Raw genomic sequence first — 15,722 nt, forward strand, 5'->3', positions numbered from 1 at the left:
CTTATAAATTTGCAGCCTAAATTTGGGAGGTTACTCCCTGAATGATTAGAAATTAGATAAAAACCACATAATTATGAGTAAGAAGTTTACTGAATATTCTCAGCTCAACTTGTCAGAAATAAACAAGGAGGTGCTGAAAAAATGGGATGAAAACGATGTGTTCTCTAAAAGTATGACAGAACGTGAGGGGTATCCTTCTTTCGTGTTCTACGAAGGTCCTCCCTCGGCTAACGGTATGCCGGGTATTCACCACGTGATGGCACGTACAATTAAGGATACATTCTGTCGTTTCAAGACCATGAAAGGTTTCCAGGTGAAGCGTAAAGCTGGATGGGACACACACGGACTTCCGGTGGAACTGGGAGTGGAAAAGGCACTTGGAATCACTAAAGAGGATATCGGTAAAACGATTTCGGTGGCAGACTACAACAAGCATTGCCGCACGGATGTCATGAAGTTCACGAAGGAATGGACTGACCTTACCCATAAGATGGGTTACTGGGTAGACCTGGAAAATCCGTACATTACTTACGATAACCGTTACATTGAGACTTTGTGGTGGTTGTTGCAGCAGCTTTACAAGAAAGGTTTGCTGTACAAGGGATATACCATCCAGCCGTATTCTCCGGCAGCAGGTACAGGCTTGAGCTCGCATGAGTTGAACCAGCCGGGATGTTACCGCGACGTGAAAGACCTTACCGTGGTAGGTCAGTTCAAAATGAAGAATCCGAAGCCGGAAATGGCAGAGTGGGGTACACCTTACTTCATTGCATGGACTACTACTCCGTGGACATTGCCTTCAAATACGGCACTTTGTGTGGGCCCGAAGATTGACTATGTAGCTGTTCAGACTTACAATGCTTATAATGGAGAAAAGATGACGGTGGTACTTGCCAAACCTTTGCTCTATACGCATTTCAATAAAAAAGCGGAAGACATTGCACTGGAAGACTACAAGCCGGGTGATAAACTGATTCCGTTCAAAGTGGTAGGCGAGTACAAGGGTACTGATCTGGTTGGTATGGAATACGAGCAGCTTATCCCATGGGTGAAACCAGTGGAAGCTGCAGAAGACGGTTCCTGGAAAGAAGCTTCGGCTAAAGCATTCCGTGTCATCCCGGGTGATTATGTCACTACAGAAGACGGTACGGGTATCGTACATATTGCACCGACATTTGGTGCGGACGATGCGAACGTGGCTCGTGCGGCAGGTATTCCTTCTTTGTTCATGATTAATAAGAAAGGCGAGACTCGTCCGATGGTTGACCTGACCGGTAAGTTCTACCTGATGGAGGAACTGGATGAGGCTTTCGTAAAGGAATGTGTCGATGTAGAAAAATACAAGGAATATGAAGGCCGTTGGGTGAAGAACGCATACGATCCGCAGTTCACTGTAGACGGAAAATACGATGAAAAGGCTGCACAGGCTGCTGAATCGCTCGACGTATATATCTGCATGATGCTGAAACAGCAGGGACTGGCATTCAAGACTGAAAAGCATGTGCACAACTATCCGCACTGCTGGCGTACCGACAAACCGGTATTGTACTATCCGCTGGATAGCTGGTTTATCCGCTCTACTGCTTGCAAGGACCGTATGATTGAGTTGAACAAGACCATCAACTGGAAACCTGAATCAACTGGTTCCGGACGTTTCGGCAAGTGGCTGGAAAACTTGAATGACTGGAACTTGAGCCGTTCACGCTACTGGGGTACTCCGCTGCCTATCTGGAGAAGTGAGGATGGCGAAGAAATCTGCATCGGTTCAGTAGAAGAACTGTATAACGAGATTGAAAAGTCTGTGGCTGCCGGCTTCATGACAGAAAATCCATATAAGAAACTGAGCTTCGAACCGGGCGTATATGATAAGGAAAACTACGATAAGATTGACTTGCACCGTCCGTATGTAGACGACATTATTCTGGTGTCTGCTTCTGGCAAGCCGATGAAACGTGAATCAGATTTGATTGACGTATGGTTTGACTCAGGTGCTATGCCGTATGCACAGCTGCACTATCCGTTCGAAAACAAGGAACTGGTAGATTCACGCAGCTACTATCCGGCCGACTTCATTGCAGAAGGGGTAGACCAGACTCGTGGATGGTTCTTTACACTGCATGCCATTGCTACAATGGTGTTCGACAGTGTGGCCTACAAGAACGTGATTTCAAATGGTCTGGTACTCGATAAGAATGGAAACAAGATGTCTAAGCGTCTGGGTAATGCCGTAGATCCGTTCGGTGCTATCGAGAAGTTTGGTTCCGACCCGTTGCGCTGGTACATGATTACTAACTCATCTCCATGGGACAACCTGAAGTTTGACACAGATGGAGTGGATGAAGTACGTCGTAAGTTCTTTGGAACGTTGTATAACACTTACTCATTCTTTGCACTGTATGCCAATGTAGACGGCTTTACATACGCTGAAGAAGAGGTACCGATGAACGAGCGTCCGGAAATTGACCGCTGGATTCTTTCACTGTTGAATTCACTGATCAAGAATGTGGATGCTTGCTTTGCCGATTATGAACCGACGAAGGCTGGCCGTCTGATTACAGATTTCGTAAACGATAACTTGAGTAACTGGTACGTGCGTCTGAACCGTAAACGTTTCTGGGGTAGTGCCATGTCAACTGATAAGTTGTCTGCTTACCAGACTTTGTACACTTGCTTGGAAACTGTGGCGAAATTGATGGCGCCGATTGCTCCGTTCTATGCAGACCGTCTGTACATGGATTTGATTGCGGTGACCGGACGTGACCAGGTGGTATCTGTTCACCTTGCCAAGTTCCCGGTAGCCGATGAAAACCTGATTAATGCAGAACTGGAAGCTCGTATGCAGATGGCACAGGATGTGACTTCCATGGTATTGGCTTTGCGTCGTAAAGTCAACATCAAGGTTCGTCAGCCGCTGCAGTGTATCATGATTCCGGTGGTAGATGAAGCGCAAAAGCAGCATATCGAAGCCGTGAAGGATTTGATCATGAACGAGGTGAACGTGAAAGAAATCAAGTTCGTGGATGGTGCGGCAGGCGTACTGGTGAAGAAAGTGAAATGCGACTTCAAGAAACTGGGCCCGAAGTTCGGAAAACAGATGAAGGCTGTGGCTGCGGCTGTGGCAGGCATGTCGCAGGAAGCTATTGCTGAACTGGAAAAGAACGGAAGTTATACCTTCCAGCTTGACGGAGCAGAAGCAGTGGTAGAGGCGGCTGATGTGGAAATTTTCAGTGAAGATATTCCAGGCTGGCTGGTAGCTAATGAAGGCAAACTGACCGTAGCGCTCGAAGTGACTGTTACCGACGAACTGAAACGTGAAGGTATTGCCCGTGAACTGGTGAACCGTATTCAGAATATCCGTAAGAGCAGCGGTTTTGAAATTACTGACAAGATTGCCATCGTGCTGTCAAAAAATTCAAATACCGATGACGCGATAAATGAATATAATACTTATATTTGCAACCAGGTGCTGGCTAATTCATTGACACTGGCTGATGAAGTGACTGATGGCACTGAACTTAACTTTGATGACTTTTCGTTGTATGTAAATGTAACGAAACTGTAATATGAACCCATCCACCCGGCCTGGCTGGGTGGATACTATTATTAACTTAAAACTTTAAGCACTATGGCTGAAAAAACGAGGTATTCTGACGCTGAACTTGAGGAATTCCGCGCCATTATCATGGAGAAACTTCAGCTCGCGGAACGCGACTATGAGAAACTGAAAAGTAGTATAATGAACACAGATGGTAACGATACTGACGATACGTCTCCCACATATAAAGTGCTGGAAGAAGGAGCCAATACCTTATCGAAAGAAGAAACGACCCGTCTGGCTGCCCGTCAGCTGAAGTTCATTCAAAACCTGCGTGCGGCACTGGTTCGTATTGAGAACAAGACTTACGGCATTTGTCGCGAAACAGGAAAACTGATTCCCGCTGAGCGCCTTCGTGCTGTTCCTCATGCTACATTGAGCATCGAGGCCAAGCAGCAGGGAAAGAAGTAACGAACATTAGTTTTTTAACTTGAAATTGGGAATTGACAATTGAGAAACGGGACTTTTCAAAGTGATCCATTTTCAATTTTCAGTTCTCAATTTTTTTGAATCCAATTTGCAAATTGAAGAAGATGAAAAAATTTTTCACTCAGGGACGTCTGGTTACTCTTGTGGTGGCAGGAGTGCTGATTATTGACCAGGTCATCAAAATTGCGGTGAAGACAAACATGTATTTGCATGAAAATATTCATGTAACCGACTGGTTTTATATCTATTTCACAGAGAACAACGGCATGGCTTTCGGCCTGGAGATTTTTGCCAAACTGTTTCTGACACTTTTTCGTATTGTGGCTGCCATATTGATTACGGTCTATCTGGTGAAACTGGTGAAACGGACGGATAAGGTGAAGAATGGTTATTTGGTTTGTCTGTCCTTAATCCTGGCTGGTGCAGTGGGTAATATCATCGACTGCGTGTTCTATGGAGAGATTTTCAGCGAAAGCACGCATTCGCAGATTGCTTCGTGGGTTCCGCTGGGGCAAGGGTATTCCGACTGGTTGCATGGAAAGGTGGTCGATATGTTCTATTTCCCGATTATTGATACTTATTGGCCTGACTGGATGCCTTTTGTGGGAGGGGATCATTTTATTTTCTTCAGCCCGATTTTTAATTTTGCTGATGCGGCCATCAGTTGTGGCATCATTGCCTTGCTTATTTTTTATTCGCATTACCTGAATGCGGGGGCACATGCGGAATCTTCCAATAAAGAAGTCAAGAAATGAAACGAATACTGCTTATAGGAGTGCCGGCACTGGTGTTGTGCGGGGTGTGGGGTTGCGGCAAGAAAGTGCCGTCGGAAATCATCCAGCCGCAGGCCATGGAAAACCTGCTTTATGATTATCATCTGGCGACTACGATGAGTAATGATTTGCCTTACGATGAGAATTACAAGAAACAGGCTTATCTGGCTTATGTGTTCCAGAAACATGGGGTGACAGAAGCGGAGTTCGATTCTTCCATGGTGTGGTATTCACGTCATAGTGATGAGATGAACACGATTTATCAGAATTTGCAGAAGCGCATGGAGACTACTGCTGAGTTGTTAAAAAAACAGACTGTCCGCAGCAGTGGAGAAGTGACAGTTTCACTGTCAGGAGATACGGTAGACCTCTGGCAGGACCATACCATTTATTGGCTGACATCTTCTACACTCACTAATAAGCTGTCTTTCGACTTGAAGGCTGATACTTCGTTCCACGAGAGGGACAAGATGGTGCTGGAGGCTAATTTCTCTTTCTTGCCTAAAGGTAAGCACGCAGGTAAGGTGGTGATGGCTATGAACCTGACGTTTGACAATGACAGTACGCAGGGAATCAGCCAGGTGGTAGAGGCCTCAGGCATACAACGGTTGACGCTCCGTCCGGATTCTGCATTCAAATACAAGAACGTGACTGGATTCATGTATTACACGGGAAAAGAACATTCATCGGCCTTAATTAGCGATATAAGGCTGATGCGTTATCGTATGCGCGAAGACAATTTACAGTTGCAGAATGATTCTATGGCTGTAAAGGCCGATACACTGGTTTCAAACGATACTCTTCGTAGGATAAAACGGCAGGAAATTACCAAACATTGATACTTATGCAATATTATGCATCTCATTATCTCTGGCATGCGGGGCAGGACAGACTGTTCCGCATGCAACGTATAGGGCTGGAGGTGTCTGGCCATACATGGGTGTCGATGGAGCCTTTACAAGAAGAGGTCCGGAATACTCAATGGTTGAGCGGACTGATTATTTTAGCTGTATCTGTCCCGGATTTGAGGAAGGGAGAAATGTTTCAGGACTTTCGTGCGCGGGTTGCTTCTGCGGTAGATGATGGTCGGCCGTTTTATGCTTTCCATGTGTCATTTTTTGACTTGCAGAAGATGGCATTCACCGACCGGAGCCGCCTGGTACGTTTATGACAGACGGCGGCGGAATTCCGCACACACGATGGCAGTGGCCACCGCTACATTCAGCGATTCGCTGGTTTCTTTTCCTTGCGGGTAGTTGGGAATCAACAGTTTCTGAGAAACAAGATTTTCAATTTCCTTGCACACTCCGTTTCCTTCATTACCCATCACGATAACCCCTTGTGCTGATAATTCCTGCGAATAGATGTTTTTCCCGTCCAGGAAAGTACCGAATACCGGCACGTTTCTTTCTGTCTGCACGCGAATGAACTCTTTCAAATCGCAGTAATGCAGCCTGACACGTGCCAGGGCTCCCATTGTGGCTTGTACGGTTTTCGGGTTAAAGGCATCGGCGGTACCTGGTGAGCAGAAAATATCCTCTATGCCAAACCAGTCGGCGATGCGGATGATGGTACCCAGGTTACCAGGGTCTTGCACATCGTCCAGCGCTAGACAAAGTGAGCGTTCCGGCAAAGAATCGTCATAGGGATAAGAAGGCAGTTCGAATACAGCCAGAACCTCTTGCGGGGTTTTCAACAAACTGGCGCGAGCCAGTTCCTCTGCACTCACTTCAATGGTTTCCTGAGCCATCAAGAGTGGGTGAGTTTCCAGCCACTGAGCAGTAGCAACCAGCAGTTTGCATGAAAAGTGTCCCAGCAGGTCGTTGACAAGTTTATTACCTTCGGCCAGGAAAGCTTTTTCTGTTTTCCGGTATTTTTTCATCTCAAGTGACCGGATATATTTGATTCTGTTTTTGCTCAGCATAATGTGACAGGGGATTTTTAATTATATTTTAAGAACAAAGCTAAGAAGATATTTTCATATTGCCTATCTTTGCATATAAAATTTTGCGTATAGTTCCACTTTGTATGAAGATAATTTCCTGTATTTATATCGGCCTGCTTGCTCTGCTGCTTTTTCTGAGCGGATGTTCGGTCAGTAAATTTATTCCCGAGGGACACTATCTTCTGGACAATGTGAAGGTGGAATCGGACAATAAGGAAATCAAGCCTTCCCAGATGAATGTGTACCTTCGCCAGACACCCAATGCCAAGTGGTTTAGCCTGGTGAAACTTCCGATGTACATTTACGGCGCAGCTGGGAAGGATTCCACAAAATGGATCAACCGCTTCTTATACCGTATGGGGGACGCGCCTCGTATTTATGATCCGGTTTTGGCTGAAGAAACCCGTTTGCAGATAGAGCAAGCTGTGCGTAACATGGGATATATGAGCGGGCAGGTGAGTATGTACACCCAGGTAAAAGGAAAAAAAATCAAGGTTGGCTATCAGATTCATTCGGGTGATCCTTACCTGATTTCACATGTGGCATACGATATTGCTGACTATCAGATACATGATTTCTTGATGGCAGATTCCGCCCGTTCTTATCTTAAGGCTGGTTCTCGCCTTGATGTAAACAAACTTGACCAGGAACGCGACCGCATTACACAGTATCTCCAAAATCGGGGATATTATCGTTTTAATAAGGATTTTATTACATATCAGGTTGATACCATGCGTAATTCACGTAAGGTTGATTTGATTATGCAGTTGCATCCTTATCGCCAGAAGAAAGAGGACCCTCCTTCGCAGCATCGCCAGTATTATATACGTAATGTAGATTTTATGCTCGATGTGGACTTTACAGAACTTACTTCCGAGAGTCTGAAAGGGATTGATTCTCTTCGTTCGGGCGGGGTGAACTTTTTTTACAAAGATAAACTGTTTTTGCGCCCTCAGGTTATTAATGATAATAATTATCTGGAATCTGGAAGTCTCTATCGTAGCCGTGATGTGCAGAGTACCTATTCCGCATTGGGGAGACTTAATATCCTGAAATATTCCAATATCCGCTTCCGTGAAGAGCTGAAGGCTGACTCTGCTTATCTGGATGCGTATGTTATGCTTACCCGTAACAAGAATAAGTCGCTTTCTTTTGAAATTGAAGGAACAAATTCTGCGGGCGATTTAGGAGCTGCTGCCTCCGTTGCTTATTCTCACCGGAACTTGTTTAAGGGGTCTGAAACCTTTACCATTAAGTTACGTGGAGCATACGAAGCGGTTACAGGGCTGGAAGGTTATGCCAATAGCAATTATTTGGAATATGGAGTGGAAACCAGCTTGAGCTTCCCGGAGTTCATGTTTCCCTTTCTTTCGTCTGATTTCCGTCGTCGAAGTCGTGCCACTTCTGAAGTGACGGTGAAATATAACTGGCAGATTCGTCCGGAGTTTGAGCGTACAGTGGCTTCTGCTGCCTGGAGTTACCGTTGGGGAAAGCGTGGAGCTACCCATCGCTTTGATGTGTTCGACTTGAATTACATTTATATGCCTTATCGTTCGGAAGCGTTCCGTGAATATCTGGATTATATGGATGAAAGGAATCCCCTGTTGCGTTATAGCTATGAAGACTTGTTTATTGTGCGTTTAGGCTATACTTATACTTACAACAGCTCGGGTGCTACTACGTTAAAAACATCTCAACGTAATTCCTATTCTATTCGATTCAATATTGAAGAGTCGGGCAACTTGTTGTACTTGTTTTCACGGATGATTAACGGCAGCCCGAAAAATGGAGAGGCTTATCAGATGGCCAATATCAGTTTTGCACAATATGTGAAGACGGATTTCGATTATGCCAAGAATTTCATGATTGATGACCGTAACGCCTTGGTATTTCATGTGGGGGTGGGAGTGGCTGTGCCTTACGGAAACTCCAAGAGTCTTCCGTTTGAAAAGCTCTATTTTTCTGGAGGTGCCAACAGTGTGCGTGGATGGAGTGTACGCTCCTTGGGACCGGGAGGCTACCGCGGGGATGATAACAGCCTGGATTATGTGAACCATACCGGTGATATCAAGCTCGACCTGAACCTGGAGTATCGCACCCATCTGTTCTGGAAACTGAACGGTGCGGCGTTTGTGGATGCCGGAAACGTGTGGACCATCCGTAACCGGGAAATGCAGCCCGAAGGACTCTTCAAGTTCAACCGTTTCTATAAGCAGCTGGCCGTGGCCTATGGATTGGGACTGCGTTTTGACCTGGATTTCCTGATTATCCGTTTCGACGGTGGTATGAAGGCCATCAATCCGATGTACACCGGGCGCGACCGTTATCCGATTATTTCTCCTGATTTCAAACGCGACTTTGCGTTTCATTTTGCAGTAGGTTATCCCTTTTAATATCATCTATTATTATATGGACAAGAATGTATATACCATTGAAGAAGTAGACCAGCTGAAAGCCTGGGCAGAGCAGACCGAGTTTCCGGCAGAGATGCAGCTGGACAAGGCTATCTATATACCCGATGTCAAAGAAACGGTACGTCGGTTGATTATGCAGGCCTACGTATGCCATGAAAATCCGCGCTTGCAGGGTTGTCTTCGTTTGCTGGAGCGTATCAAGGCACGGATAGAAGAAGAGAAAAGAAGCTAGATACGGCTAAAATTGCCGGCTTTCTTTCATATTTGCAAAAAAAATACGAAATTTGCACAGTAATAATAAAGATTAATTCATACACCTTTATAAAAATAACAATTATGACAAAAAGTGCATTACAAATCGCAAGAGCTGCTTACCAGCCGAAATTGCCGAAAGCGTTGACTGGTGCTGTAGTAGCTAAGGAAGGCGAACCGACTCAGTCTGTAGCCGATCAGGAAGAAATCAAGAAGCTGTTCCCGAACACATACGGCATGCCGTTGATCCAGTTCGTGGAAGGTGAAGCAAAAGAATTTGCTCCGATGAACGTCGGCGTAATCTTGTCTGGTGGACAGGCTCCTGGTGGCCACAACGTAATCTCAGGTTTGTTCGACGGTATCAAGAAACTGAACCCGGCTAACAAACTGTACGGTTTTATCCTGGGTCCTGGCGGTTTGGTTGACCACAACTATATGGAACTGACAGCTGATATCATCGACGAATACCGTAACACCGGTGGTTTCGATATTATCGGTTCAGGACGTACCAAACTGGAAAAAGAAGAACAGTTCGAAAAAGGATACGAAATCTTGAAAGAACTGGGCATCAAGGCACTGGTAATCATCGGTGGTGACGACTCTAACACTAACGCTTGTGTATTGGCTGAATACTATGCTGCCAAGAACTACGGCGTGCAGGTAATCGGTTGCCCGAAGACTATCGACGGTGACTTGAAGAACGACATGATTGAAACTTCATTCGGTTTCGATACTGCCTGCAAGACTTACTCAGAAGTTATCGGTAACATCGAACGCGACTGTAACTCAGCTCGTAAATACTGGCACTTCATCAAGTTGATGGGACGTTCTGCTTCTCACATCGCACTGGAATGTGCTTTGCAGACCCAGCCGAACATCTGTATCATCTCAGAAGAAGTAGAAGCTAAGAACATGTCTTTGGATGACATCGTTACTTACATCGCACAGGTAGTTGCCGACCGTGCTGCTGCCGGAAACAACTTCGGTACTGTATTGATTCCGGAAGGTTTGATCGAATTCATCCCTGCCATGAAGCGTCTGATTGCTGAATTGAACGACTTCCTGGCTGCCAATGGTGAAGAATTCAACAGCATCAAGCGTTCTAAACAGCGTGATTACATCATCAGCAAACTGTCTGAAGAAAATGCTGCTATCTACGCTTCTCTGCCGGAAGGCGTGGCTCGTCAGTTGTCACTCGACCGTGACCCGCATGGAAACGTACAGGTTTCTCTGATTGAAACTGAAAAGCTGTTGTCTGAAATGGTGGCTACTAAGTTGGCTGCATGGAAAGAAGAAGGCAAGTTTGTTGGTAAGTTTGCTGCTCAGCACCACTTCTTCGGTTATGAAGGACGTTGCGCTGCTCCTTCTAACTTCGATGCTGACTATTGCTACTCACTGGGTTACACTGCATCTATGCTGATTGCTAACGGTAAGACGGGTTACATGTCTTCTGTACGTAACACTACAGCTCCTGCTGCAGAATGGATTGCAGGTGGTGTGCCTATCACTATGATGATGAACATGGAACGTCGTCACGGTGAAATGAAGCCGGTTATCCAGAAAGCGTTGGTGAAACTGGACGGTGCTCCGTTCAAGGCATTTGCTGCCGTACGTGACACTTGGGCTAAGGAAACTGCTTATGTATATCCGGGTCCTATCCAGTACTTCGGTCCTACAGAAGTTTGCGACCAGCCGACTAAGACGTTGCAGTACGAACAGGCAAAATAATTTGATTCCTGAATTCCCGGAAGGGAACTTTCTATAGGAAGATTGATTTAGCGAAGAATCGGGCCGACCGAAAGAGGGCCGGATTCTTCGCTATTTGTTGAAACAAGCTCAACCGGTTCTGCCGGTACATCTGTTGAAATTTTCTATAAACCTTATTTGAGATGACAAAGAAATCACCCATTCTCGCGGTGAACGAGCCCGTGAAAAAAACGACCCGCAAGCGTCCTGCGCCCCGAAAAGCGACAGGCAGTAAGAAGACCGCTTCCGGAAGAACGTCGGGCAGGAATTCCAAAGGGAAGAAAACCATCCGTCGCTGGCAGATGCCCTCGTGGTGTTACTATCTGCTGCTCGGTTTCATTGGAGCCTGTTTTGTCATCTGTTTTTACTATTTTTTTATTCGTCCGTACGCCTACCGTTGGAAACCCTGCTATGGCATGAAAGCATACGGGGTATGTCTGCCATACGGATTTGAGGTGCACGGTTTCGACGTATCCCATCATCAGGGACAGATAGACTGGAGCGAACTGCAGAAAACCCAGACAGCTCCTTTTCCTGTACGTTTTGTATTCATGAAAGCTTCCGAGGGAGGTGATTTCAGCGATACAGCTTTTATTCATAACTTTGATGAGGCCCGCAAGCATGGATTTATCCGTGGTGCCTATCATTTTTACAATCCCAAGACAGACGCTTCCCGTCAGGCCGATTTCTTTATCCGCTCCGTGAAACTGGAATCGGGCGACCTGCCTCCGGTACTCGACATCGAGGTGAGGGGAGAAGATGAGAAAAAGCTTCGCCGCGACTTGAAAGTCTGGCTGGATAAAATCGAAGATTATTATCGGGTAAAACCGATTCTCTATACCTCTTATAAATTTAAGACCCGTTACCTGAACGATTCTGTTTTCAACTCTTATCCGTACTGGATAGCCCATTATTATGCCGACTCGGTGGAATACAAAGGGCAGTGGCGCTTCTGGCAGCATACCGATGTGGGACGTTTGCCGGGTATCCGTGAAGATGTGGACCTGAATGTATTTAACGGCACGCTGGAGGAGTTGAAGCGCATGACGATACCCTGATTCAGGAAGAAAACTCTTACCTATACAGACAAACAAAAACCCTCCGCAGGGATTTCCTCAAAAGGATACCTGCGGAGGGTTTGTTTTTATATAGAAGATAGGGAAATCCCGCTGACTTAGTTGCGGAACTTCAAGGCATCTCCTTCGCGTTCTACGATGATCGGTTTATCGCGGTTCACTTCCTGTGACAGAAGCTGCTTTGACAAATCGTTCAGCAAGTAGCGCTGGATGGCACGTTTTACCGGACGTGCACCGAATTCAGGATCATAACCTGCGGTAGCCAGGAAGTCGACAGCTGCATCTGTCATCTGCAAAGTCACTCCATTGCCTTCCAGCATCTTCCGGATACCGTTGATTTGCAGACGTACAATCTGTTCGATTTGCGGCTTGTTCAGCGGCTGGAACATGATGGTCTCGTCAATACGGTTCAGGAATTCCGGTCGGATGGTCTTCTTCAGCATGTTCATCACTTCCTTCTTGGTCTCTTCTACAATCTGGTCATGGTTCTGGTCGTTAATTTTCTCGAACTGACTCTGAATGTAGGCACTGCCCAGGTTAGAAGTCATGATGATGATGGTATTCTTGAAGTTCACCGTACGTCCCTTGTTGTCGGTCAGACGTCCGTCGTCCAGTACCTGCAACAAGATGTTGAACACATCCGGATGAGCCTTCTCGATTTCATCGAACAGCACCACAGAGTACGGTTTCCGGCGCACGGCTTCGGTGAGCTGACCACCTTCATCGTAGCCTACGTATCCCGGAGGCGCACCAATCAGACGTGACACGGTATGCTTTTCCTGATACTCACTCATGTCGATACGCGTCATCAGCGATTCATCGTCGAACAGGTATTCTGCCAGTGCCTTGGCCAGCTCGGTCTTACCCACACCCGTCGTACCCAGGAAGATGAACGAACCAATCGGACGTTTCGGGTCTTGCAGTCCGGCACGGCTACGGCGTACGGCATCGGCTACGGCTTCGATGGCTTCGTCCTGTCCGATAACCCGCTTGTGCAGCTCATCTTCCAGGTGAAGCAGCTTTTCCCTTTCGCTTTGCAGCATCTTGCTTACCGGTATGCCCGTCCAGCGGGAAACTACGTCGGCGATGTCTTCAGCCGTTACCTCTTCCTTAATCAAGGCACTGTCACCCTGCTTCTTCTTCAGGTCTTCCTGGATAGACTTGATTTCGTTCTCCAGTGCCTGAAGCTTTCCGTAGCGGATTTCAGCCACCCGTCCGTAATCACCTTCACGCTCTGCCTTGTCGGCTTCGAACTTCAGTTGTTCAATTTCCTTCTTGTTCTGCTGAATCTTGTTCACCAGTTCCTTCTCACTCTGCCATTTAGCCTTGTAAGAAGTCTCCTGTTCCTTCAGTTCTGCAATCTCCTTGTTCAGTTGAGCCAGTTTAGCCTCGTCCTTTTCACGCTTGATAGCCTCACGTTCAATTTCGAGCTGCTTCAGCCGACGTTCGATTTCATCCAGTTCTTCCGGAAGCGAATCACGCTCCATACGCAGTTTGGCAGCCGCTTCATCCATCAGGTCGATGGCCTTATCCGGCAAGAAACGGTCGGAAATGTAACGGTTGCTCAGTTCCACTGCCGCGATGATGGCTTCGTCTTTGATACGCACCTGATGGTGGTTCTCGTAGCGTTCCTTCAGTCCACGCAAGATGGAGATAGAGCTGGCCGTATCCGGTTCGTCTACCATGACCGTCTGGAAACGACGTTCCAATGCCTTATCCTTTTCGAAATACTTCTGGTATTCATCGAGGGTAGTGGCACCGATGCTCCGCAGTTCGCCACGGGCCAGGGCCGGTTTCAGAATGTTGGCGGCATCCATGGCACCTTCCCCTTTTCCGGCACCCACCAGCGTGTGGATTTCATCGATAAAGAGGATGATGTTTCCGTCGGACTTCGTCACTTCGTTGATAACCGATTTCAGACGTTCCTCAAATTCACCTTTGTATTTGGCACCTGCAACCAGCGCACCCATATCCAGTGAGAACAGCTGCTTGTTTTTCAAGTTCTCCGGCACATCTCCACGCAGGATTCGTTGTGCCAGTCCCTCTACGATGGCCGTCTTACCCGTACCCGGTTCACCAATCAAAATCGGGTTGTTCTTCGTACGTCGGCTAAGAATCTGCAGTACCCGTCGGATTTCCTCGTCACGGCCGATAACCGGGTCAAGTTTTCCGCTTCGTGCAGCTTCAATCAGGTTGATGGCATATTTGTTTAATGACTGATAGGTCTCTTCGCTCGACTGTGAGGTGACTTTCTGTCCCTGACGCAGTTCCTGAATGGCAGCCCGCAGTTCCTTGTCGGTAAGGCCCGCATCTTTCAGGATGGTGGCCACCGTACTTTTCACGTTCAGCAGTGCCAGCAGCAAGGCTTCCAGTGACACATATTCATCACCCAGTTCCTTAGATACTTCCACGGCTTTCTGCAATACCTCGTTGGCGCTCCGGCTCAGGTAAGCTTCCCCACCTGAAACTTTCGGCAGTGAGGCGATTTGCCGGTCGAGTACGGTTTCTATCTGCTGGCCGTTTATGCCGAGTTTCTGGAAAATGAAGTTCGTTACATTTTCGCCCACCTTCAGCAAACCTGCCATCAAATGTTCCGGCTCGATGGCCTGCTGTCCGCGGCTCTGTACCAGGTTTACCGCTTCCTGCACTGCCTCTTGCGATTTGATTGTAAAGTTGTTAAAGTTCATAAATGGTCTCCTTTCTCGTTATTAGTTGTGGTTTCTTTTTATTTTCACTTTCAACGCTTAATTCTATTCAAATTCTTTGCCAGCGTCTGCTGGAGACAGAAACCTGACGATTTGTCACTTTACTGTGCTTTTATGCTGAAAATCTGTCATTTATGGCTCGCTTTTTGTCAGCTGGTCCGAGCGTAAGTGCATTGGGTTTGAAACGTCAAAGAGTTTTTCCTGAAACGCAAGTACGTTTTACTTCAAACGCCTTTACATTTTACATGAAACGCACTTGCGTTTACGGGTGAATGCACTTGTGTTTTGTCCAGGGAGAAAAAAGCCTTCCTGAAAGGGAATGGATTGTGGTTGAAATTTTCTATCTTTGCTTCAGATACCATCTATAATATCAATTCATTATTTTATTTATGAAATACCCAATTGGAATACAGAGTTTTGACCGGATCATAGAAGACGGTTATGTGTATGTAGACAAGATGGATATGGTTTATTCGATTGCCAAGGACGGTTCTATTTACTTTCTGAGCCGTCCGCGAGGTTTCGGGAAGAGTTTGTTGGTTTCTACGCTGAAGAACTATTTTTTTAGGGCGCAAGGAGCTTTCAGAGGCCTGAAGGTTGACAGCCTGGAGAAGGAATGCACGGTGTATCTGGTATTTCACATGGATTTCAATGGGGGCGAATATATCTGTCCCGGCTCATTGAGGGATGCCATTGCAAGTTATATGTCTGGCTTTTTAGCATGCTATTCATGGGTAAATAATGTAGGTCTATTAGCTGGAGGACGGTAAACTGGAGAAACAAGTAT

At 46.5% G+C, this 15,722-nt stretch carries 12 protein-coding genes; 10 read left to right on the plus strand and 2 right to left on the minus strand.

The features are described from left to right. Positions 1 to 73: 73 nt before the first annotated feature. The 5 genes from ileS to ACMJ0U_RS08665 all read left to right on the plus strand — a co-directional run bounded on the left by ileS (position 74) and on the right by ACMJ0U_RS08665 (position 5,968). Positions 74 to 3,562 carry an isoleucine--tRNA ligase gene (ileS, locus tag ACMJ0U_RS08645; RefSeq protein ID WP_417129573.1) on the plus strand — a complete coding sequence of 1,163 codons (3,489 nt, stop codon included), beginning with the start codon at positions 74 to 76 and terminating at the stop codon, positions 3,560 to 3,562. A 63-nt stretch (positions 3,563 to 3,625) separates the two neighbouring features. Next, positions 3,626 to 4,006, plus strand: coding sequence for a TraR/DksA family transcriptional regulator (locus tag ACMJ0U_RS08650; protein WP_007561736.1), 381 nt, complete (start codon positions 3,626 to 3,628; stop codon positions 4,004 to 4,006). Positions 4,007 to 4,128: 122 nt separating this feature from the next. Beyond that, positions 4,129 to 4,779 (plus strand): lipoprotein signal peptidase, encoded by a 651-nt coding sequence (locus ACMJ0U_RS08655; RefSeq protein WP_417129574.1) that lies wholly within the window; start codon positions 4,129 to 4,131, stop codon positions 4,777 to 4,779. After that, entirely contained in the window at positions 4,776 to 5,636 is an 861-nt protein-coding gene (locus ACMJ0U_RS08660) for a DUF4296 domain-containing protein (protein WP_417129575.1), read from the plus strand. Before ACMJ0U_RS08655 ends, ACMJ0U_RS08660 begins: the two co-directional genes overlap by 4 nt. 5 nt (positions 5,637 to 5,641) lie before the next feature. Then, positions 5,642 to 5,968 (plus strand): hypothetical protein, encoded by a 327-nt coding sequence (locus ACMJ0U_RS08665; protein ID WP_417129576.1) that lies wholly within the window; start codon positions 5,642 to 5,644, stop codon positions 5,966 to 5,968. Here ACMJ0U_RS08665 and ACMJ0U_RS08670 read toward each other — a convergent pair. Further along, positions 5,963 to 6,724: a TrmH family RNA methyltransferase gene (locus tag ACMJ0U_RS08670; protein ID WP_417129593.1), complete on the minus strand. Its 762-nt coding sequence runs from the start codon at positions 6,722 to 6,724 to the stop codon at positions 5,963 to 5,965. The two genes, ACMJ0U_RS08665 and ACMJ0U_RS08670, sit on opposite strands and share 6 nt — an antisense overlap. 101 nt (positions 6,725 to 6,825) lie before the next feature. Between ACMJ0U_RS08670 and ACMJ0U_RS08675 the strand changes: the two genes are divergently transcribed. From ACMJ0U_RS08675 to ACMJ0U_RS08690, 4 genes are all read left to right on the plus strand, one after another. After that, positions 6,826 to 9,135, plus strand: coding sequence for a BamA/TamA family outer membrane protein (locus tag ACMJ0U_RS08675; protein ID WP_417129577.1), 2,310 nt, complete (start codon positions 6,826 to 6,828; stop codon positions 9,133 to 9,135). A 16-nt stretch (positions 9,136 to 9,151) separates the two neighbouring features. Then, positions 9,152 to 9,388, plus strand: a complete 237-nt coding sequence (locus ACMJ0U_RS08680) for a DUF6965 family protein (protein WP_417129578.1) — start codon at positions 9,152 to 9,154, stop codon at positions 9,386 to 9,388. Between the two features lie 104 nt (positions 9,389 to 9,492). After that, positions 9,493 to 11,136: a diphosphate--fructose-6-phosphate 1-phosphotransferase gene (locus ACMJ0U_RS08685; RefSeq protein WP_417129579.1), complete on the plus strand. Its 1,644-nt coding sequence runs from the start codon at positions 9,493 to 9,495 to the stop codon at positions 11,134 to 11,136. Positions 11,137 to 11,297: 161 nt separating this feature from the next. Further along, on the plus strand, positions 11,298 to 12,212 hold the full coding sequence (locus ACMJ0U_RS08690) for a glycoside hydrolase family 25 protein (RefSeq protein WP_417129580.1): 915 nt from the start codon (positions 11,298 to 11,300) through the stop codon (positions 12,210 to 12,212). A 116-nt stretch (positions 12,213 to 12,328) separates the two neighbouring features. Here ACMJ0U_RS08690 and clpB read toward each other — a convergent pair whose 3' ends face one another. Next, a complete protein-coding gene (clpB, locus tag ACMJ0U_RS08695) occupies positions 12,329 to 14,917 on the minus strand; it encodes an ATP-dependent chaperone ClpB (RefSeq protein ID WP_417129581.1) in 2,589 nt (862 codons plus the stop codon). A gap of 407 nt (positions 14,918 to 15,324) precedes the next feature. On the opposite strand from clpB, the gene ACMJ0U_RS08700 reads away from it, so the two are divergent. Further along, positions 15,325 to 15,705: an AAA family ATPase gene (locus tag ACMJ0U_RS08700; RefSeq protein WP_417129582.1), complete on the plus strand. Its 381-nt coding sequence runs from the start codon at positions 15,325 to 15,327 to the stop codon at positions 15,703 to 15,705. The last annotated feature ends 17 nt before the right edge of the window (positions 15,706 to 15,722 follow it).

Origin of the sequence: Phocaeicola sp. (assembly GCF_048170425.1) — a bacterium.
Taxonomy (GTDB): domain Bacteria; phylum Bacteroidota; class Bacteroidia; order Bacteroidales; family Bacteroidaceae; genus Phocaeicola.